Here is a 21,343-nt window from a genome sequence, read left to right on the forward strand (position 1 = left end):
CGACTAGAGATGGAGGGTGGACATGAGGGTCGTGCGGGGTATGTCAGCGCTTCTTCGGGTGTTCTCCGTAGCCGCGCTGGCGGTCGGCTTGATCGGTGTGACGGTGACGGGCGGACCAGCCGGTAGGGCGAGGGCGGCCGGTTACGAGAGCCTGATGGTGCCGTCGGCGGCGATGGGCCGCGACATCCCGGTGGCCTTCCTGGCAGGCGGCCCGCACGCGGTCTATCTGCTGGACGCCTTCAATGCGGCCCCGGACGTCAGCAACTGGGTCACCGCGGGCAACGCGATGAACACGCTGGGCGGCAAGGGGATCTCCGTGGTGGCGCCCGCGGGCGGGGCTTGGAGCATGTACACCAACTGGGAGCAGGACGGCAGCAAGCAGTGGGACACCTTCCTGTCCAGCGAGCTGCCCAACTGGCTGGCCGCCAACAAGGGCCTGGCGCCCGGTGGCCACGCCGCCGTCGGCGCCTCGCAGGGTGGCTATGGCGCGATGGCGCTGGCCGCGTTCCACCCCGACCGCTTCGGCTTCGCCGGCTCGCTGTCGGGCTTCCTGTATCCATCTAGCACCAACTACAACGGGGCGATCCTGGCCGGCCTGCAGCAGTTCGGCGGCGTGGACGGCAACGGCATGTGGGGCGCGCCGCAGCTGGGCCGGTGGAAGTGGCACGACCCCTACGTGCACGCCTCGTTGCTGGCGCAGAACAACACCCGCATCTGGGTGTACAGCCCGACGAATATGGGTGGCGACGACGCCGCGATGATCGGCCAGGCGGGCGCGGCGATGGGCAGTTCCCGCGAGTTCTATCAGCAGTACCGCAGCAACGGCGGGCACAACGGTCACTTCGACTTCCCGGGTGGCGGCGACAACGGCTGGGGATCGTGGTCGGGGCAACTGGGAGCCATGTCGGGCGACATCGTCGGCGCGATTCGCTAGCCGGGCGCCGGGATTGTTGCCCGGCTGACCCAGTCAAGCGAGCCGGTACCGTGTAAGGGGTGCGGCAGGGGTCGGGAGGACCGCCTCGCTGCGATCTACCGACTCTGCTAGCAGGAGAAGATGGCTTCCAACGCCCAGCGCAAGCGTCACCGAGTCCTCGCCTGGACCGCCGCCCTGGCAATGGCGGGCGTGGTGTTGTTGGTCATCGTCGCCGTGGTGGTCATGTTGCGCGGCCGTGAGGCGCCGCCCAGCGCGGTGCCGCCCGGTGTCCTGCCGCCACCCTCCACGACCACCCACCCGCACAAGCCGCGGCCCGCTTCCCAAGACGCGTCATGTCCCGACGTCCAGTTGGTCAACATCCCCGGCACCTGGGAGTCCGCCCCGCAGGACGATCCGGTCAACCCGATGCAATTCCCAAACGCATTGCTGCACAAGGTGACCACGGCGATGACCCAGCAGTTCCCCGCGTCCCGGGTGCAGGAGTACACTACGCCCTACACCGCGCAGTTCCACAACCCGCTGGGCGGTGACACGCAGATGTCGTACAACGAAAGCCGCGCCGAGGGCACCCGCGCGACAGTCCAGGCGATGACGGACATGAACGCCAAGTGCCCGCTGACCGGTTACGTGCTGACGGGTTTCTCCCAGGGCGCGGTGATCGCCGGTGACATCGCCAGCGATATCGGCAACGGCCGCGGACCCGTCGACGACGACCTGGTGCTCGGTGTGACGTTGATCGCCGACGGTCGCCGCCAGCCCGGGGTGGGCAACGACATCGGGCCCAACCCGCCCGGGCAGGGCGCCGAGGTCACCTTGCACGAAGTCCCCGTGCTGTCCGGTCTGGGTTTGACCATGACCGGTGCGCGGCCCGGTGGATTCGGCGCGCTCAACGACAAGACCAATGAGATCTGCGCACCGGGCGACCTTATCTGCGCCGCGCCGGACGAGGCGTTCAGCGTGGCCAACCTGCCCAACACGCTCAACACCCTGGCCGGGGGTGCCGGCCAGCCCATCCACGCGTTGTACGCGACGACACAGTTCTGGAACCTGGACGGGCAGGCGGCGACCGATTGGACGTTGAACTGGGTTCAAGGACTGATCAGCAATGCGCCGCACCCGAAACATGGATGACCGGCCGCGGGACACAGCCGTCAGTAGCCCGTTGCCGGTGCAGATCAGCGGTACCTTGTGATTTGGTGTGCCGCGGGCCGCCCCTTAACATTAAGAGGAATTTAAGAGCTATAAGACTTTGTTGCGGACCCGATCCTGGTAGAAGCCGGCCTGGGATGAGCAGGAGGCTGGCGCCCGTGGCGCCGCGCGAGGACTGGCCCGCGTAGAAATGGAAACCGTCGGCCTGGCCGACCAGAGAACAAAACGTCGGCGCACGCCGACCTAAAACAGGTGTGACAGGAGAGCGGAATGCCGTACCACAACCCGTTCATCGTGAATGGAAAGATCAGGTTCCCGGACAACACCAACCTGGTCAAGCACGTTGAGAAGTGGGCGAGGGTTCGCGGCGACAAGCTGGCCTATCGATTCATCGACTACTCCACCGAACGGGACGGTGTATACCGCGACATCATCTGGCGCGATTTCAGCGCCCGTAACCGCGCCGTCGGAGCCCGGCTGCAGCAGGTCACCCAGCCCGGCGACCGCATCGCCATCCTGTGCCCGCAGAACCTGGACTACCTCGTCGCCTTCTTCGGCGCGCTGTACGCGGGCCGGATCGCGGTGCCGTTGTTCGACCCGAGCGAGCCGGGCCACGTCGGCCGCCTGCACGCGGTGCTGGACGACTGCAGCCCCTCTACGATCCTGACCACCACCGAGGCCGCCGAAGGTGTCCGCAAATTCATCCGCTCCCGTTCGGCCAAGGAGCGGCCCCGGGTGATCGCGGTCGACGCGGTACCGACCGAGGTCGCCTCCACCTGGGAGGAGCCGGTCGCCGACGAGAACACCATCGCCTACCTGCAGTACACGTCCGGTTCCACGCGCACCCCGACCGGCGTGATGATCAGCCATCTGAACCTGCCCACCAACGTGTTGCAGGTGCTCAATGGGCTGGAAGGCAAGGAAGGTGACCGTGGCCTGTCCTGGCTGCCGTTCTTCCACGACATGGGCCTGATCACGGCGCTGCTGTCACCCGTGCTGGGCCACAACTTCACCTTCATGACGCCGGCCGCGTTCGTACGCCGCCCCGGCCGGTGGATCCGCGAGATGGCGCGTAAGCCCGACGACGAACCGGGCTCCGAACTCTTCACCGTCGCGCCCAACTTCGCGTTCGAGCACGCCGCGGTGCGCGGCGTCCCCAAGGAGGGCGAGCCGCCGCTCGACCTGAGCAACGTGAAGGGGATCCTCAACGGCAGCGAGCCGGTGTCCCCGGCGTCGATGCGCAAGTTCTACGAGGCGTTCGCACCGTATGGCCTGCGGGAGACCGCGATCAAGCCGTCCTACGGCCTGGCCGAGGCGACGCTGTTCGTGTCCACCACCCCGATGGATGAGGTGCCGACGGTCATTTACGTCGACCGCGAGGAGCTCAACAACCAACGGTTCGTCGAGGTGGCCGCGGACGCACCTAACGCCGTCGCGCAGGTGTCCGCGGGCGTCATCGGCGTCGACGAGTGGGCGGTCATCGTCGATCCCGACACGGCCACCGAGCTGCCGGACGGGCAGATCGGCGAGATCTGGCTGCACGGCAAGAACCTGGGCCTCGGCTACTGGGGCAAGGAGGCGGAAACCCAGGAGACCTTCCGCAACATCCTCAAGTCGCGCATCAGCCAGTCGCACGCCGAGGGGGCCGAGGACGACGGGCTGTGGGTACGCACCGGCGACTACGGCACCTACCACAAGGGGCACCTCTATATAGCGGGCCGGATCAAGGACCTGGTCATCATCGACGGCCGCAACCACTACCCGCAGGACCTGGAGTACTCGGCGCAGGAAGCCAGCCGGGCCCTGCGCACCGGTTACGTGGCCGCGTTCTCGGTCCCGGCGAACGAGCTGCCGCAGGTGGTGTTCGACAACCCGCACACCGGCCTCAAGTACGACGCCGAGGACTCCTCCGAACAGCTGGTGATCGTCGCCGAGCGTGCCGCCGGTAGCCACAAGCTGGACTACCAGCCCATCGCCGACGACATCCGGGCGGCGATCGCCGTGCGCCACGGGGTGACCATTCGCGACCTGCTGCTGGTGCAGGCCGGGACGATCCCGCGGACCTCCAGCGGCAAGATCGGGCGCCGCGCGTGCCGCACCGCCTACCTCGACGGCAGCCTGCGCAGTGGTGTCGGTTCGCCGACCACCTTCGCCAACTCAACAGACTGAATTCACGAAAACCATGGCTGAGACTGATCATTCCGAGAACGACGAGAACACCGCTGGGGACGTCCCTGCCAAGAAGCCCGACCTGACGGTCCCCGAGATGCGCGAGTGGCTGCGCAACTGGGTGGGCCGGGCCGTCGGGAAGTCACCGGATGACGTCGACGAATCGGTGCCGATGGTGGAGCTGGGCTTGTCGTCGCGCGACGCCGTGGCGATGGCCGCCGACATCGAAGACATGACCGGTGTGACCCTGTCGGTCGCGGTGGCCTTCCAGCACCCGACCATCGAGTCGCTGGCCACGCGGATCATCGAGGGCGAGCCCGAGATAGACACGAGTGGGGACGACGTTTCGGACTGGACGCGCAACGGCCCGGCCGAGCGTGTCGACATCGCGATCGTGGGCCTGTCGACCCGGTTGCCCGGCGACATGAACAGCCCCGAGGAGACGTGGCAAGCGCTGATGGAGGGCCGCGACGCCATCACCGACCTGCCGGAGGGCCGCTGGGAGGAGTTCCTGGAGGAGCCGCGGCTGGCCGAGCGGATCGCGAAGGCCCGCACCCGCGGCGGCTACTTGAAAGACATCAAGGGTTTCGACTCCGAGTTCTTCGCGGTGGCCAAGACCGAAGCCGACAACATCGACCCGCAGCAGCGGATGGCGCTGGAGCTGACTTGGGAGGCTCTCGAGCACGCTCGCATCCCGGCGTCGAGCCTGCGTGGCGGGTCCGTCGGCGTGTACGTAGGCGTCTCCAACAACGACTACAGCTTCCTTGCGGTGTCCGACCCGACCGTCGCGCACCCATACGCGATCACCGGCACCGCGACGTCGATCATCGCCAACCGGGTGTCCTACTTCTACGACTTCCGCGGTCCGTCGGTCGCCGTCGACACCGCCTGCTCGAGCTCGCTGGTGGCCGCCCACCAGGCGGTCCAGGCGCTGCGCAACCGCGAGTGCGATGTGGCCGTCGCCGGCGGCGTCAACGCGCTGATCACGCCCGTGGTGACGCTCGGTTTCGACGAGATCGGCCAGGTGTTGTCGCCCGATGGCCGGATCAAGTCGTTCTCCTCGGATGCCGACGGCTACACCCGCTCCGAGGGCGGCGGCATGCTGGTGCTCAAGCGCGTCGACGACGCGCGCCGCGACGGCGACCAGATCCTCGCCGTGATCGCGGGCAGCGCAGTCAACCACGACGGCCGGTCCAACGGCCTGATCGCGCCGAACCAGGACGCGCAGGCCGACGTGCTGCGCCGGGCCTACAAGGACGCCGGCATCGACCCGCGCACCGTCGACTACATCGAGGCGCACGGCACCGGGACGGTCCTCGGTGACCCGATCGAGGCCGAGGCCCTGGGTCGCGTCGTCGGCCGGGGCCGCCCCGCCGACCGCCCGGCGCTGCTGGGCGCGGTGAAAACCAATGTGGGCCACCTGGAGTCGGCCGCCGGCGCGGCCAGCATGGCCAAGGTGGTGCTGGCGCTGCAGCACGACAAGCTGCCGCCGTCGATCAACTTCGCCGGGCCCAGCCCCTACATCGACTTCGACGCGATGCGCCTGAAAGTCATCGACACCGCGACCGACTGGCCACGCTACGGCGGCTACGCGCTGGCGGGGGTGTCCAGCTTCGGCTTCGGAGGGGCCAACGCGCACCTGGTGGTGCGCGAGGTGTTGCCGCGTGACGTCATCGAGCGCGAGCCCGAGCCGGCGCCCGAACCGCAGGCCGCCGCCGAAGCCGCCGAGGCCCCCACCATGGAAGGCCACGCGCTGAGGTTCGACGACTTCGGCAACATCATCCCGGACGCCGACGCGCCCGAGGAGGAAGAGTACGAACTGCCGGGCGTCACCGACGAGGCGCTGCGGCTCAAAGAGATCGCGCTGGAAGAGCTGGCCGCGCAGGAGGCCGCGGAGCCGACCAAGCCCCTGATCCCGCTCGCCGTGTCCGCATTCTTGACCTCGCGCAAGAAGGCCGCGGCCGCCGAGCTGGCGGACTGGATGGAAAGCCCGGAAGGTCAGGCGTCGTCGCTGGAATCGATCGGACGGGCGCTGTCGCGGCGCAACCACGGCCGCTCCCGCGCGGTGGTGCTGGCCCACGACCACGAGGAGGCCGTCAAGGGCCTGCGCGCGGTAGCGGAGGGCAAGCAGCGCCCGGGCGTGTTCAGCGTCGACGGGCCGGTGACAAGCGGCCCGGTGTGGGTGCTGGCCGGGTTCGGCGCGCAGCACCGCAAGATGGGCAAGAGCCTGTACCTGCGCAACGCGGTCTTCGCCGAGTGGATCGAGAAGGTCGACGCGCTGATCCAGGACGAGCTGGGCTACTCGGTGCTCGAGCTGATCCTCGACGACTCGCAGGACTACGGCATCGAGACCACCCAGGTCACCATCTTCGCGATCCAGATCGCGCTGGGTGAGCTGCTCAAGCATCACGGCGCCAAGCCCGCCGCGGTGGTCGGGCAGTCGCTGGGCGAGGCCGCCTCGGCGTACTTCGCCGGCGGGTTGTCGCTGCGCGACGCCACCCGAACCATCTGCTCGCGCTCGCACCTGATGGGTGAGGGCGAGGCGATGCTGTTCGGCGAATACATCCGGCTGATGGCGTTGGTGGAGTACTCCGCCGACGAGATCAAGACGGTGTTCTCCGACTTCCCGGACCTGGAGGTGTGCGTCTACGCCGCTCCTACCCAGACCGTCATCGGCGGGCCGCCCGAGCAGGTGGACGCGATCATCGCCCGCGCGGAGTCCGAGGGCAAGTTCGCCCGCAAGTTCCAGACCAAGGGCGCCAGCCACACCCAGCAGATGGACCCGCTGCTCGGCGAGCTCGCCGCGGAACTGCAGGGCATCAAGCCGATGAGCCCGACGGTCGGGATCTACTCGACGGTGCATGAGGGCACCTACATCAAGCCCGGCGCCGAGCCGATCCACGACGTCGACTACTGGAAGAAGGGCCTGCGGCACAGCGTCTACTTCACCCACGGCGTCCGCAACGCCGTCGACAGCGGTCACACCACGTTCCTCGAGCTGGCGCCCAACCCGGTGGCGCTCATGCAGGTTGGTCTGACGACGGCCTCGGCCGGGCTGCACGACGCGCAGCTGATCCCGACGCTGGCCCGCAAGCAGGACGAGGTCGAGTCGATGATCTCGACCATGGCGCAGCTCTATGTCTACGGCCACGACCTGAACATCTGGACGTTGTTCACCCGCGCATCTGGGCCGGCAGGCCCAGAAGATTTTGCGAACATCCCGCCGACCCGGTTCAAGCGCAAGGAGCACTGGCTGGACGTGCACTTCGGGCACGGCAGCAGCTCGGTGCTCGTGCCGGGTAGCCATGTCGCGCTGCCCGACGGCCGGCACGTCTGGGAGTACAACCCCCGCGGCCTGACCGACCTGCCCGCGTTGGTGAAAGCCGCTGCGGCCGAGGTGCTTCCGGACGCCCAACTCGCGGCCGCCGAGCAGCGTGCGGTGCCGGGCGATGGCGCCCGACTGGTCACGACGCTGACCCGCCACCCCGGCGGCGCCTCGGTGCAGGTGCACGCCCGCATCGACGAGTCCTTCACGCTGGTGTATGACGCGTTGGTGACCCGGGCCGGGGAAGCGGGCATTGCCTTGCCGGCCGCGGTCGGCGCGGGCGCGGCGATCGCGGCTCCGTCCAACGGGGCGACAGCCGTGCCGGAGGCGCCCGCCGATGAGGCCGAAGCCGAAACCCTGACGGACAGCCTGACCAACCGGTATTTCTCGGCCAGCATGGGCAAGTGGTCGCCCGACTCGGGCGAAACCATCGCGGAGCGCTTGGGCATGATCGTCGGCGCGGCCATGGGCTACGAACCCGAGGACCTCCCGTGGGAGGTGCCGCTGATCGAGCTGGGCCTGGACTCGCTGATGGCGGTGCGCATCAAGAACCGCGTCGAATACGACTTCGACCTGCCGCCGATCCAGTTGGCGGCGGTGCGTGACGCCAACCTCTACAACGTGGAGAAGCTGATCGAGTACGCGGTCGAGCACCGTGACGAGGTCGAGCAGCTGCACGACTTCCAGAAGGCGCAGACAGCCGAGGAGATCGCTCGGATGCAGGCGGAGATGATCAGCGGCGCGACGCCCGGCACGGTGACGGCGCCGGCGCCCGACCCCCAAGCGGAGCCGGATTCCCAGAAGGCGCCGCCGGCCTCGGACGTTCCCATCCCGCCGCCACCCACGGACCCATCGGGACCGAAGGGCGCCGAGGCCAATGGGGCCGCGCAGCCGAAACCCAACCTGGCCGGAGCCGCCGAAGCGCTCAACCAGCAGGCGGTCGCCGCGGCGCTCAACTCCGACGTGCCACCGCGCGACGCCGCCGAGCGGGTCACGTTCGCGACGTGGGCGATCGTCACCGGCAAGTCCCCGGGCGGGATCTTCAATCCGCTGCCCAAGCTGGACGACGAGCAGGCTGCCAAGATGGCGAAGCGCCTCTCGGAGCGCGCCGAGGGCCCGATCACCGTCGAGGACGTGCTGACGTCGGAGAACATCGAGGCGCTGGCCGAGAAGCTACGGGAGTACCTGGAGGCCGGCGTGATCGACGGATTCGTCCGTACCCTGCGGCCGCGGCCCGAGGGACCCGCGGAGGCGTCGCGGGTGCCGGTGTTCGTGTTCCACCCGGCGGGCGGCTCGACCGTCGTGTACGAGCCGCTGCTCAACCGGCTGCCGGCCGACGTCCCGATGTACGGCTTCGAGCGCGTCGAAGGCTCGATCGAAGAGCGTGCGGCGCAGTACATTCCGAAGCTGATCGAGATGCAGGGCGACGGGCCCTACATCCTGGCGGGCTGGTCGCTGGGCGGCGTGCTCGCCTACGCGTGCGCGATCGGACTCAAGCGGCTGGGCAAGGACGTCCGGTGGGTCGGGTTGATCGACGCGGTCCGCGCGGGCGAGGAAGTCCCGCAGACCAAGGAGGAGATCCGCAAGCGCTGGGACCGTTACGCGCGGTTCGCCGAGAAGACGTTCAGCGTCACCATCCCGGAGATCCCCTACGAGCAGCTCGAGGAGCTCGACGACGAGGGCCAGATCCGGTTCGTGCTCGAGGCGGTCAGCCAGAGTGGCGTGCAGATCCCGGCCGGGATCATCGAGCACCAGCGCACGTCGTACCTGGACAACCGGGCCATCGACACCGCCCAGATCCAGCCATACGACGGGCATGTCACCCTCTATATGGCCGATCGCTACCATGACGACGCGATCATGTTCGAGCCGCGGTATGCCGTGCGTCAGCCGGACGGCGGGTGGGGCGAGTACGTGGCCGACCTCGAGGTCGTGCCGATCGGTGGGGAGCACATCCAGGCCATCGACGAGCCGATCATCGCCAAGGTGGGCGCACACATGACCGAGGCTTTGAAAGACATCGAGGCGGGGCGCCGCCGGACGAGTGAGGTGGGCAAGTAGTGACCGGTGCGGAGCCTTCTCGCGCTCACACGACCGCCGAAAAGCTGGCCGAGCTGCACACTCGCCTGGAGCTGGCCAAGGAGCCCGGCGGCGAGAAGGCTGTCGCCAAGCGCGACAAGAAGGGCATCCCCAGTGCCCGCGCCCGCATCCACGCACTGGTCGACCCGGGCACCTTCATGGAAGTCGGGGCGCTGGCCAAGACGCCGAACGACCCGAACGCGCTGTACGGCGACGGGTGCGTCACCGGACACGCCATGATCGACGGCCGGCCGGTCGGGGTGTTCTCCCACGACCAGACGGTGTTCCAGGGCACCGTCGGCGAGATGTTCGGCCGCAAGGTGGCCCGGCTGATGGAATGGTGCGCGATGGTCGCTTGCCCGATCATCGGCATCCAGGACTCGGGTGGCGCGCGCATCCAGGACGCGGTCACCTCGCTGGCGTGGTACGCCGAGCTGGGCCGTCGTCACGAAGCGCTGTCCGGCCTGGTGCCGCAGATCTCCCTCATCTTCGGTAAATGCGCTGGGGGAGCGGTATATTCGCCGATCCAGGACGACCTGCTCGTCTCGGTGCGCGACCAGGGCTACTTCTTCGTCACCGGCCCGGACGTGATCCGCGAGGTCACCGGCGAGGAGGTCACCCTCGACGAGCTGGGCGGGTCTGACGCGCAGGCCCGCTACGGCAACATCCACCAGGTGGTCGACTCCGAGGCCGAGGCGTTTCAGTACGTGCGCGACTTCCTGTCGTTTCTGCCGTCGAGCACCTTCGGCACGCCGCCGATCGTCAACCCCGGGCTGGAACCGGAGATCACCCCGAGCGACCTGGAGCTCGACGCGATCGTGCCGGACTCCGACAACGCGGCCTACGACATGCACGAGATCCTGCTGCGGATCTTCGACGACGGCGACTTCCTCGACGTCGCCGCGCAGCACGGCCCGGCCATCATCACCGGATACGCCCGGGTCGACGGCCACCCCGTTGGGGTGATCGCCAACCAGCCCATGCACATGTCGGGGGCGATCGACAATGAGGCGTCCGACAAGGCCGCGCGATTCATCCGGTTCTGCGACTCGTTCAACATCCCGCTGGTCTTCGTGGTGGACACGCCCGGGTTCCTGCCGGGTGCCGAGGAGGAGAAGAGGGGCATCATCAAGCGCGGCGGGCGGTTCCTCTACTCGGTGGTCGAGGCCGACGTGCCGAAGGTGACCATCACCGTGCGCAAGTCCTACGGCGGCGCCTACGCCGTGATGGGCTCCCGGCAACTGACCGCCGACTTCAACTTCGCCTGGCCCACGGCGCGCATCGCGGTGATCGGCGCCGAGGGGGCCGCGCAGCTGCTGATGAAGCGGTTCCCCGACCCGACCACGCCCGAGGCGCAGCAGATCAAGAAGGACTTCATCGAGGGCTACAACCTCAACATGGCGATCCCGTGGACCGCCGCCGAACGGGGCTTCATCGACGCGGTCATCGACCCGCACGAGACCCGGCTGCTGCTGCGCAAGTCCATGAAGTTGTTGCGGGACAAGCAGTTGTGGTTCCGCACGGCCCGTAAGCACGGGCTCATCCCGGTCTAGATCGGCTGCGGCGCAGTCACATTCGTCACTCCGGCCCCGCCGGGCCGACCATGTGGTGACGCTGAAAAGCGATAGCGCATCCGATATCGGATCTGCGGATCGGGTGGTGGTTTCCTCGCCGTGACGCGAGTGACTTCTAGCCCGTCAGCGCGCCGTCGACGAGTTCGTCGAAGCGCTCCAGCGCCTCGTCGGAGTCGGCGTCGATGCCGCGCAGCGCCCCGCGTTCGCCGAGATACCGGCGCGCGTAGAGCCGGGCGACCAGCGCCTTGCGTTCCCCGCTGCGGGTGGCGCGTTCCCAGGCAGCCTGCTCGGTGAGCAGCGCCCCGGCGTACACGTCGCCCATGAATTGGGCCAGCGGGAACAGCCGCGCCTCGGCCACGTCGTGGTCCAGTTTCGACCACGCCGTGATCGCCGCGTCCAGATCCTCGATGCGCCCGGCGACCAGCCGGGTGGTGTCGTCGTCGTCGGAAACGGACACCGCGTCGTGCAGCCGCGCCAACAAGGCCTCATGCGCGCGGGTTTGCTCGATGCCGCGCCGCACATCCAAACAGAGGATGTTGTCGGGCCCCTCCCAGATGGTGTTGACCTGCGCGTCGCGCAGCAGCCGGGCCACCGGCCAGGTCTCGATATAGCCGTTACCGCCGTGGATTTCGATCGCGTCGGATGCCGCGGTGATTCCGAGCCGGCAGGCTTTGAGCTTGGTGACCGGCACGGCGATGCGCTGCCGCATGTTGCGGGGCTGGCGATGGTTGGTGGCGCCGGTGCCGTCGAAAACCATTGCCTGCGCGGCTTCGACGTCGACGATCATCTCCGCGAGCTTGCGCCGCATCAGCGGTTTGTCGATGAGCGCGCCGCCGAACGCGTGCCGCCGCCGGGCGTAACACAGCGACTCGACCAGGGCACGGCGCGCGTTGCCGAGCCCGAACAGGGCGATGCCGAGGCGCGCGGCGTTGGTCAGCTCCATCATGCGGCCCAGCCCTTTGCCGTCGGATGGGCCGGCCTCGTCCGTGGGGTCGCCGGACAGCAGAAACGCTTCTGCATCAACGAATTCCACCTCACCGGAGGCCACCGAGCGGGTGCCGAGCTTGTCCTTCAGGCGGCGCACCCGTACCCCGTTGCGCGACCCGTCGCGGCGGGTGCGCAGCACCAGGAAGTTGGCGACGCCCCGCGTCGAGTCGGGCGCGCCCTCCGGCTTGGCCAGTACGACGAACGCCTCGCCGGCGCAATTGGAAGCAAACCACTTGAAACCGTTGAGAATCCAGGAATCACCGGCGCGCGTGGCCGTCGTCTCGAGCGCTCCCAGGTCCGAGCCGCCGGTGCGTTCGGTCAGCAATTGTGCTGTCTCACCCTCCCACTCGCCGGAGGCGAACTTGGCCAGCACGTGCTCTCGCACGTCCGCCGGCGCGAAGGAGGCGACCAGCGACTGGACCATGCCGCCACCGGTGCCCAGCGCGCAGCCCATCCCGATGTCGGCCTGGTTGAGCAGATAGTTGGACGCGAACAGGCTCAGGCCCGAGCTCACCTTGGCGGCGCGCGTGTCGTTGCGCAGGGCCTGCTGCGCATCCAGGACCGCGCGCTTGGACTGGGTGAACGACGCCGGCATGACGACCTGGCTGATGTCGTGTCCCCAGCGGTCGTAGCGCTCCAGCCGGGGTGGGTTGCGGTCGGTCTCCTCCGCCCATCGCGCGACGGGACCGCCCATCAGCTCGCCCATGCGCGCCAGATGCGGCTCTACGACGGCCAGTTCGTCGGGCTGCAGGTAGTACGCCATGGTGAACTGCAGGGTGGGATCGGTCAGGTACCAGTTGAGACCCACGGCCCCGCGGTAGTTCTCGGTTTGGTAGCGCTGCGACTTCTCCTCGTTGGAGAAGGGCAGCCTGTCCACCGCCTCTACGGCGTAGTCGCTCATCGGAGAGACGCTACGCGCCCGTGAGGAAAACCAGACGGACCCGGCCGATCTGGATTTCGTCGCCGTTGGCCAGCACCGCCGAGTCGACGGGCTCCCGGTTGAGATAGGTGTGGTTCATGCTGCCCACGTCGACGATGCGGAATTGGCCACCCTCGCTGCGCAATTCGGCGTGCCGGCGGCTGACGGTGATGTCGTCGAGGTAGATGTCGCTTTCCGGATGCCGGCCCGCGGACATGACGGGTTGGGTTAAGGCAAACCGTGAGCCGGCGTTAGGCCCGCGCTGGACGATGAGCAACGCCGAGCCCGGGCTTAGCGTCGGCGTGTCCTCGACCGCCGCGTTGGTTGCCGGTGCGTCGAACTCGGCGGGCACAGCGCTGCCGATGTCACCGGTGAGTTCTTCCGAGCCTTCGCACCCAGTGGGCTGGTGCGGCGTCGAACCCGTGCTGCTCACGCGGCTCGCGGGACATCCGGGTTGGCCGCCGCCGCTTGCGATGTCGGCCGCGTCGGCGCCGGTGCCCAGCCGACGTAGCTCAGGTAGAGGCCGACCAGAGCGAAGACGACGCACGCCGTGATCCACCAGGCTTGCGCGCCGATCATGTCTTTAGCCAGCGAGGCGAAGAACTTGGGGAAAGCCACCAGCAGCAGCCCGCGCAGCACGATCACCCAGCCGATCAGGGAAACGATGATTGCCGCCGCACCGTGCCAACTCTGGTGAGCCGCAACGATGGTCAGTCCGAGCAGCAAGACGAAGGCGCCGGTGACGAAGGTCCACATGGAATTCGCCTCGAACTGCGACAGCAACGACTGCATGTCGGAGACACGCGCCACCGCCGTCACATCGACGACGACGAGGAATGGACCGAGCACGCGGGAGAAAAAGCGTGTCGCGGCCTGCGACTGTTGTGAAGCGTCCATTGTCGTGCCTCTCATCTGACGCCGGTCATTCGGCGATCCCCTTTATCGGAGCACTTGACCGCGGCGTCGAGATAGGGACTTATGGCACTGCTTCGGCGGACCGGGGTTATACCGGCGCCACGAACTCGGAGGTGTAAAACTCCGCTGGATTCTGCGAGTTTCCGTTGGCCCGCTCGATAATCACCCACACGCCCGTGGTGCCGGGCCGGATGGTGTCTTGCACGGTTGCCGTTCCGTTGCCCGCCGCGTCGATGTCCATGCCAGAGAAAGCGGTGCCGGGATCACCCGGCCCGCAAGTGCTCGACGCCGGCCGGGGCATCTCGATGAGCCCCACATCGAAGTGGGTGCCCGGCTCGGGCTCGTCGTACAGATGGACCTCCGCGATCGCTTTTGACCCGGAGGTACGGATCAGGGCCGAACCGGTGCCCAGCATCGGGCTCGGTACCTTGGGGGCGACGCCGACGCGGCTGAAATCGCAGCGCCGCAAATAGTTGTCCAGGGCGACCGTGGTGCCGCCTTCGGCGCCGGCCTTGGTCGCCCCGAATGTCACCGCCCAGGTGATCAGGACACTGATCACGGTCGCACATGTTCGTAAGCGTGTCAGCGTGCACATGGGCCCACCCGTTTCTCCGTGTGAACTGGATTACAGCGGATTAGGTATTAGCCCGAGTTCGGTGGAATTAAACCTATTGCCGACAATTACTCAATCGTTAATTTGAGCGGCTATTTGGCAGTTGACCAATTGCGGCGAAACCCTTTATAAAGCCGCTAGGGCTTAATGCGGATCTGGCCGGGCGACCACCAACCGCTGCGGGTCGCGGTGCCGAGGTCGAGCTGCGCGGGCTGCGCGTCGGCGATGTTGTCGAACTTGCGCAGCGATCCCCAGTCCCGGCCCCAGTCGTGGGACAGGTAGGTCGACATCACATGAGCCCGTAGCAGCAGATCAGTGATGCCCAGCAGGCCGCCGTTGACGCCGTCCTGCCAGGTGTCGGTGTCCTGCTTCTTGGCGTTGTAGTCCGGAGTTATGCGGAACTTGGGGATCTCGGTGACGCCGTTGACGTGCAGCATCGGCTGCTGGCACGGGAAGGCCAGCCCGACCGCCCAGTCCATCAGCACCGGCTGTGTCGAACCGACGTACTCCTGCAACGAGCGCAGTTCCGGCACGCGCGGCGGGGTGAGCGCGATCCAGTCGTCCGGCGTCAGGGACAGGTCCTCGGCGACCACCCGCACCGCGACCGCGTCGGCGGGCATCTGGGAGCGCGCGAAGCGCAGGTTGCGCCACACCTTCGGCTGCTCCCCGTACAGGTCGTAGGGCACCAGGCGCCCGGCCGGCAGCACGTCGCCGGCCGGCCCGGGCTTGCCGAATTCCAGGACCACGGTCTGCCCGCTGGTGTGGTGGTGCAGGATGCTGTTGCCGGCGATCGTGCCGGCGGCGGTCACCACGACAAGCGGGTGTCCGGGGTCGGGTTTCGGCAGCTGGTACCACGCCGAGGTGAGCTTGCTCTGCTGTTGCGCCCCGGTTGCGTAGCTGCCGGCCAGCGGAACCTGGTCGGGGTTGAGGCCGTACGGCAGCGGCACCGTCGATCCGTTGATGCCCGGCGCCTTCAGCTTGGTCGGAGCGTCCCAGTCGTAGTCGGTTCCGGGCTGTGGGACCGACGTCTCCTTGACCGACTCGGCCAGCGTGCGGTCCGGTACGCCGTTGGGGGTGAACCCTGTTGGGTTCACGCCACCCAGCGGGCCCAGCGAGCCATAATTGCCGGGCAGCGGCGCCATGAAGCCGGCGTTGCTGTCCGGCTCGACGAGCACGTCGTCGGCCAGCCCGCAACCTCCGCTGAATTCCCGCAGGTTGTCCCAGGCGTTGGAATAGGTCGGGTACTGACGCACGATGCCCGCCACCATCGACGCGATGAACACCAGCGCCATGAAGCCGGCCGCGACCGGCACCGGCGCGGCCGTCACCGTCCGCGCCAGCCGGCCCTCGCCATGGCTGGGGTCCACGAAGTGCAACCACGCCGCATACACCGCCGCGATGGCGAATAGTGCGAAAAAGATTGCGCTGATAGTGATTCCGCCGATTTTCGGCATGCTGCTGTTGAACGGCACGCCGTAGCTGGAGACATACCACCAGCCGTTGGTGGTGGCGAAGCACAGCGCCAACACGAACATCACCGCCGCCAGGAACGCCATCCGGTTGCGCGACCAGCGCAGCACCTTCGGCGACACCAGCACCGTCGTCAGCGCGGCCATCGCGGCGCCCACCGCCGCGAACAGCCCGAAGTGGTGCACCCACTTGGTCGGGGTGAACATCAGGAAGAACATGGTGCCGAAGATGACGCCCATCAAACGCCAGGCCGGCCCGCGAGCAACTCCCGGAACTCGCTTGCGCCGCAACATGATGAACACGGCCGTGAAGAGGCACAGCGCGGTGATCAGGAAGCCGAAGCGGCGCGAGAGCGAGCCGTCGACGGTGGGCAGAATCAGATAGTAGTAGCGCAGGTTCTCGGTGTACCAGGCCTGGCTGGGCCCAATCGCGGTCCGAATCCTGGTGGCTTCCAACACCGTTGACAGCGTCTGATCGGCGAATACCACGGTCAGGATGACCGTGCCCGCGGCCAGCATGGGTGCCACCAGCGGCAAGGTGCCGACCAGCCGATGCCGGCGGACCAGAATGCGCAGGATCGGACGCCCACCGGCGACCAGCGCGGCCACCGCGATCAATCCGGTGGGCTGGACGCCGAGGGTGAATGCCGCGGCGATGACCGCCAGCGCGGCGGGTGTCAGTCGGCTGTAGCGCATTGAGCGCTCGATCAGCACATAGGTGATCAGCGAACCGACGGCGATGATCGGCTCGGGGCGCAGGCCGTTGTCGAATGGCATCCAGGCGGTCAGCAGGACCATGCCCGCCGCCCAATTCGCCGGCTTGCTGGCGGCTACCGCGGGCCCCAGCCGGGGCAGTACCTCACGGGAGAGCAGCAGCCAGCACACCACCCCGGCGATCAAGTCCGGCAACCGCATCCACAGGCTGGCATCGCTGACATGGGTCATCAGTGCCAGCAGGTTGTAGTACCAGCCGAAGGGGTCCTCGGGGCTGCCGAACCAGCGGAAGTAGTTCGACATGTAGCCGGCGTGGTCGGCGACCCGGGCCATGCCCAGGATGTAGCCATCGTCCGACGAGTTCGCCCCGATCACGTGCCAGAGCACGAAGCCGAAGATCACTGTGATGTCGGCCAGGGTGAACGTGCGCCAGTTCGCGGGGATGAGCCGGCGCATCCGGTGACCGTCCAGCTGGTCGAGGCGCCACAGCGCGACCAGCGCGACGATGGTGGACACGATGGCCAGCACCATCGCGGTGAGCTTCAAAGTCGTTGGGGTGGTGGAGAACCGGGTGTCGATGGTCGCCGACAACTTCAAATCCGGCGGGGCGGGCCCGGTGAGGTCGGTGAACACCCCCACGATCTGTGGCCGCAGGTTCGGATCGGGGAAACCGCCGCTGATCGGTTTGCCCGCTGGATCATTCAGTCCGACAAAGGTGGCGAAGGCGCCCGCTTTTGTCGAGGTGATCTCGATGTGCTGACATTGCGGGGACGCCACCTGGTCACGAGGCGCGCTGGCGATCACCACATTGCGGTCGGTGACGTCGACGCGCTTGCCGTTGACGACCACGAACAACGCATTCAGCGCGGCATCCTTGCCCTTCTTGGGCGCCGTACTCAACACGACCCCGCCGTCTGGTGGCAGGGCGCGCACCGCAGAGCAGGGCACGGTTGCCGTCACGTCGACCGGGGTCAGCGAAATCAGCGGTGCGGTAACGCTATTCAGCTGACCGTTCTGTGGCCAATTCAGGGTCGCGGTGGTCTGCACGACGGGCAACAGGGGAGTGGCCACCGACAACACGAACCCGACCAGGCCGGCGATGGTCGCCACCCAGCGCGTCATCCGCACGTCCTTGCCAGCCGTCGTCACGCTCATGGCAGTGCCCGAATCGGTCCCTGCCGGCTCCAGCCGTGCACTGTCATCACACCCTGTTCGACAACGGCGTCCGGCGCCTGATCAGCCGGCACCAACCGGAAGTACTGCTCCACGGATCCCCAGTCGCGATACCAGTCGCCACGCAGATACGTCGAGATCGTCGAGGTACGAAGCATCGCCTGAGTGAACAGGAACGGACCGCCGGCCTCGCTGGCCTGCCACCCGTTCGACGACGACGCCGTCTGCTTGTGGTCGGGCAGGATCCGGTATTGCGGAAGTTCGGCCACGCCAAGGTGTTCGGAGAACGGCCGTTGGCACGGAAAGTTGGCGGCGGTCGCGATGTCCATCAGCACGGGTGTGTGCGAACCGATCAGCTGCTGCAAGGGTTCCAGCACCGGAACCCGCGGCGGCGTGAACGCGAACCACTGATCCGAACTCAGGTTCGGGTCGTAGGCGACGATGCGCGCCACGTTGGCCTCGGGCGGCGCCCAGGTCAGTGGGAACCGCAGATTGCGCCATGCCGGCTCCGGTCCGATATCGATCGGCTGCACCTCCGCCAGCGGCTGGGTGGTGCCGTCGGGGCGAGCGACTCCCCATTGCAACTTCAGCGACTGCCCGTAGGTGAAGGTGCCGTCCTCTTTGTACGACCAGATCGCACCGGACGCCGACACCACGACGATCGGGCGGTCCGGGGTGCGCTGCGGCAGCTGATACCACGCCGAGGTGGCGGTGGCGGCCAACGAGTTCTCGCCGTAGCTGCCCATCACCGGGGTGCGGGCCGGGTCGAGACCGAACGGCAGCGCCGCGTGCGAGCCGTTGACCCCGACGGGGCCTTTCCCGCCGGCCGTGCCCGCCGAGTCGCTCATCGCGGCGTTTGGCTTGTTGGGTGACGCGTCGGAATTCACCACCCCCGGTTTGGTCACCACGGGGTACGACCTCAGGTCATCGCCCACGCCGTCGGGTTTGAAGCCGACCGGGTTGCTACCGCCGAGCGGGCCGCCGGGGCCGAAGGTCTGCCCGGGCGCCGGCTGCAGCATGCCGGCATTGGGGTCGGGCTCGGTCAGCACGTCGTCGGCCATCGCGCAGCTTTGCGGGGAAGTCCCCGCAAGACCCGAGGTGATGGCGGCGAGATTGGCCTTGCCGGTGGTGTAGAGCGGGTAGCGGAACACCGCGCCTTTGGTCAGTGAGGCGACTTCGCCGACGACCATGATGGTCGCGACCACGAGCAGGGGCGTCGACGCCAGCACCCGGTTGCGCCGGTTGTCCTTGACTTCGGTGTGGCCGGCGTAGTCCATCCGGAAGTGCTGCCACGCGGCCAGCAGGCCGGTGAGGATCGACAACGTCAAGAACATCGACGTCACCGGATGGCTCGCGATGACCGGCTGGATGTCGTACCAGGGCACCCCGTAGTTGCCGACGTAGAACCAGCCGTTGATGCCGGAGGTCGCCACCGCCAACACGAACAGCAGTGCCGTCACGTACAGCGTGAGGTTGCGGCGGTTGTGCAGGCCGATCCGCGCAAGGGCGAACGCGGTGACCGCACCCAGCGCCCCGGCCAGTCCGGCGAAGGCGCCGAACTGGATCGCCCACTTCGTCGGGGTGAACGTCAAGAGCAAGAGGCCAAGGGCGGTGGTGCCGATCAACCGCCAGGCCGGGCCGCTGGCGACTCCCGGCACTCCACCCCGGCGCAGCAGGATGACCAGCATCCCGAACAGGCACAGCAACAGCACCAGGACCGCGAATCGCCTAGCCATGGACCCGTCGGGGTTGGACTCCACCGTGAGGAAGTAGTAGCGAAGCCCCTCCTGGTACCACGCGATCGTCGGCCCGACTTTGTATTTGATGCGCGCAGACTCGGCGATGGTGGCCAGCGTCTGGCTGCGGAACACAACGACGGTGATCAGGGACAGCGACGCCGCCAGCACCGCCAGCGGCGCGAGCAGCCCGTCGGTCGCCCGGCGCCGCCGGATCGTCTGGGCGACGGCCCGCGATCCGGTCAGCAGCGCGGCGACGGCGATCAAGCCCTGTGGCGCCAGCGTCGCGGTGAGCATGGCGACGAAGATGGCGACCGCGGCCGGGGCCAGCCGTTGCAGCGCGATCGCGCGTTCGACCAGGATCCAGGTGATCAGCACGCCGAGCGCGATCAGTGGCTCGGGCCGCAAGCCGTTGTTGAACGGCAACCAGGCGGCCAGGAACACCGCACCCGCGGTGAACACCGCCACCCGGTTCGCCGCCAGGCCGCCCCTGCCCGGCCCCAGCCTGCGCAGGATCCAGTGGCTGATCACCAGCCAGCAGGCGATCCCGGCCAGCGTGGCCGGTAACCGCATCCACACGCCGGCGGTGCTGACCGACGCCAGCCTGGACAACACCCCGAGGTACCAGTCGAACGGCGCGTCCGTCGCGCCGAAGTAGCGGTAGTAGTTGGCGATATAGCCGGCCTTGGGGGCGACACGGGCGATGGTCAGGTTGTAGCCGTCGTCGGATGAGGTGGCGCCGATGACGTGCCAGAGCAGCAGCGTCGCGATCACTCCGGCGTCGGCGATCCAGGTCGCCACCCCTACCCGGCGCCACGAACTCCACCGCGCCCGGGGGCGGTACCGGGAGAGCCAGGCGATCGGCGACCGCCAATTGACCAGCGTGCCGCCGCCGCGACTGCGACGGTCCAGCGCGGCCAGCGCGATCACGGCCGTCAGGACGGCCAGGGCGCCCACGACCATGGCGAGCTGTTTGAGGGCGGTGGGGGCGGTGATGAACCGGGTGTCGATGTCGACGCGGGCGGACAGTCCGGGTTGGGCGGGCACCTTCAGGTCCGTGAAGATCCCGCCGACTTGGGGCTTCTTTTCCGAGGACAGCATCCCGGCGGCGCCCGGCATGCCGACGAACTCCGCGCCCGCCGAGCCCGCGTCGGCCCAGGCGTGCAGCACGCTGCAGGCCCCGCCGGCGACCGCCTGCCGCGGCGCTGCCGCGGCCACGGTGTCGCGGAACGCGACGACCACCAGGTCCTTGTCGGCGCGCACGAACAGACCGTCCTTGCCGGCGTCTATCCCGCCGGCGGGCAGGGTGGAGACCACCAAGCCGCCGCTGGGGGGCAGGGTGGCGATCGCCGCGCATGGAATGGAGATGTCCAGTGCCCGCGGCGCCCCGGACACCAGGGGCGCGGTGATCTGGGTGACGTGCCCGTCGGTGGTGCCCTGGGGCCACAGCACGGTCGCGGTGGTCTGTCGAACGGGGAGCAACGGGACGAGCGCGCACAACAGCAGTCCCACGATCCCCGCGACGGCGGCCACCAACCGGGGGATCCGCTGCGATCGCTGATTACCGTCGGGGGGCACGAGGCTCGA

The 21,343-nt window shown here is 68.0% G+C and carries 11 protein-coding genes; 5 read left to right on the forward strand and 6 right to left on the reverse strand.

Going from position 1 to position 21,343, the window contains the following annotated elements; translation table 11 throughout:
• Positions 1-31 precede the first annotated feature (31 nt).
• The 5 genes from AWC17_RS23275 (at position 32) to AWC17_RS23295 (ending at position 11,209) form a co-directional block, all read left to right on the forward strand.
• The gene (locus AWC17_RS23275; protein ID WP_046183195.1) at positions 32-934 is read left to right on the forward strand and encodes an esterase family protein; all 903 of its coding nucleotides are present in this window, start codon (positions 32-34) and stop codon (positions 932-934) included.
• A gap of 120 nt (positions 935-1,054) precedes the next feature.
• Complete coding sequence (culp6, locus tag AWC17_RS23280) at positions 1,055-2,065, forward strand: carboxylesterase Culp6 (RefSeq protein ID WP_046183188.1); 1,011 nt, start codon at positions 1,055-1,057, stop codon at positions 2,063-2,065.
• 288 nt (positions 2,066-2,353) lie between these two features.
• Positions 2,354-4,252, forward strand: coding sequence for a long-chain-fatty-acid--AMP ligase FadD32 (gene fadD32, locus AWC17_RS23285; RefSeq protein WP_046183187.1), 1,899 nt, complete (start codon positions 2,354-2,356; stop codon positions 4,250-4,252).
• Positions 4,253-4,265: 13 nt separating this feature from the next.
• A complete protein-coding gene (gene pks13, locus AWC17_RS23290) occupies positions 4,266-9,638 on the forward strand; it encodes a polyketide synthase Pks13 (RefSeq protein WP_085165152.1) in 5,373 nt (1,790 codons plus the stop codon).
• Positions 9,638-11,209, forward strand: coding sequence for an acyl-CoA carboxylase subunit beta (locus AWC17_RS23295; protein WP_046183186.1), 1,572 nt, complete (start codon positions 9,638-9,640; stop codon positions 11,207-11,209). The genes pks13 and AWC17_RS23295 overlap by 1 nt, the downstream gene beginning before the upstream one ends.
• A gap of 136 nt (positions 11,210-11,345) precedes the next feature.
• Here the strand turns inward: AWC17_RS23295 and AWC17_RS23300 are convergent, their stop codons facing one another.
• The 6 genes from AWC17_RS23300 to AWC17_RS23325 all read right to left on the reverse strand — a co-directional run bounded on the left by AWC17_RS23300 (position 11,346) and on the right by AWC17_RS23325 (position 21,334).
• The gene (locus AWC17_RS23300) at positions 11,346-13,118 is read right to left on the reverse strand and encodes an acyl-CoA dehydrogenase family protein (RefSeq protein ID WP_046183185.1); all 1,773 of its coding nucleotides are present in this window, start codon (positions 13,116-13,118) and stop codon (positions 11,346-11,348) included.
• 10 nt (positions 13,119-13,128) lie between these two features.
• Positions 13,129-13,569, reverse strand: a complete 441-nt coding sequence (gene odhI / locus AWC17_RS23305; protein ID WP_046183184.1) for an oxoglutarate dehydrogenase inhibitor Odhl — start codon at positions 13,567-13,569, stop codon at positions 13,129-13,131.
• On the reverse strand, positions 13,566-14,033 hold the full coding sequence (locus AWC17_RS23310; protein WP_046183183.1) for a hypothetical protein: 468 nt from the start codon (positions 14,031-14,033) through the stop codon (positions 13,566-13,568). Before AWC17_RS23310 ends, odhI begins: the two co-directional genes overlap by 4 nt.
• Before the next feature lie 106 nt (positions 14,034-14,139).
• Entirely contained in the window at positions 14,140-14,646 is a 507-nt protein-coding gene (locus AWC17_RS23315) for a hypothetical protein (RefSeq protein WP_046183182.1), read from the reverse strand.
• A gap of 155 nt (positions 14,647-14,801) precedes the next feature.
• Positions 14,802-18,002, reverse strand: a complete 3,201-nt coding sequence (locus AWC17_RS23320) for an arabinosyltransferase domain-containing protein (protein WP_085165153.1) — start codon at positions 18,000-18,002, stop codon at positions 14,802-14,804.
• Positions 17,999-21,334: an arabinosyltransferase domain-containing protein gene (locus tag AWC17_RS23325; protein WP_085165154.1), complete on the reverse strand. Its 3,336-nt coding sequence runs from the start codon at positions 21,332-21,334 to the stop codon at positions 17,999-18,001. The genes AWC17_RS23320 and AWC17_RS23325 overlap by 4 nt, the downstream gene beginning before the upstream one ends.
• Between the last annotated feature and the right edge of the window lie 9 nt (positions 21,335-21,343).

This window comes from Mycobacterium nebraskense, assembly GCF_002102255.1.
GTDB lineage: Bacteria > Actinomycetota > Actinomycetes > Mycobacteriales > Mycobacteriaceae > Mycobacterium > Mycobacterium nebraskense.

Bases quoted from the DNA above. Each gene is read 5' to 3' on its own strand.
- pks13 (WP_085165152.1), top strand. From the start codon at position 4,266: ATGGCTGAGACTGATCATTCCGAGAACGACGAGAACACCGCTGGGGAC.
- culp6 (WP_046183188.1), top strand. From the start codon at position 1,055: ATGGCTTCCAACGCCCAGCGCAAGCGTCACCGAGTCCTCGCCTGGACC.
- AWC17_RS23310 (WP_046183183.1), bottom strand. From the start codon at position 14,033: ATGGACGCTTCACAACAGTCGCAGGCCGCGACACGCTTTTTCTCCCGC.
- fadD32 (WP_046183187.1), top strand. From the start codon at position 2,354: ATGCCGTACCACAACCCGTTCATCGTGAATGGAAAGATCAGGTTCCCG.
- AWC17_RS23320 (WP_085165153.1), bottom strand. From the start codon at position 18,002: ATGAGCGTGACGACGGCTGGCAAGGACGTGCGGATGACGCGCTGGGTG.
- AWC17_RS23300 (WP_046183185.1), bottom strand. From the start codon at position 13,118: ATGAGCGACTACGCCGTAGAGGCGGTGGACAGGCTGCCCTTCTCCAAC.
- AWC17_RS23315 (WP_046183182.1), bottom strand. From the start codon at position 14,646: ATGTGCACGCTGACACGCTTACGAACATGTGCGACCGTGATCAGTGTC.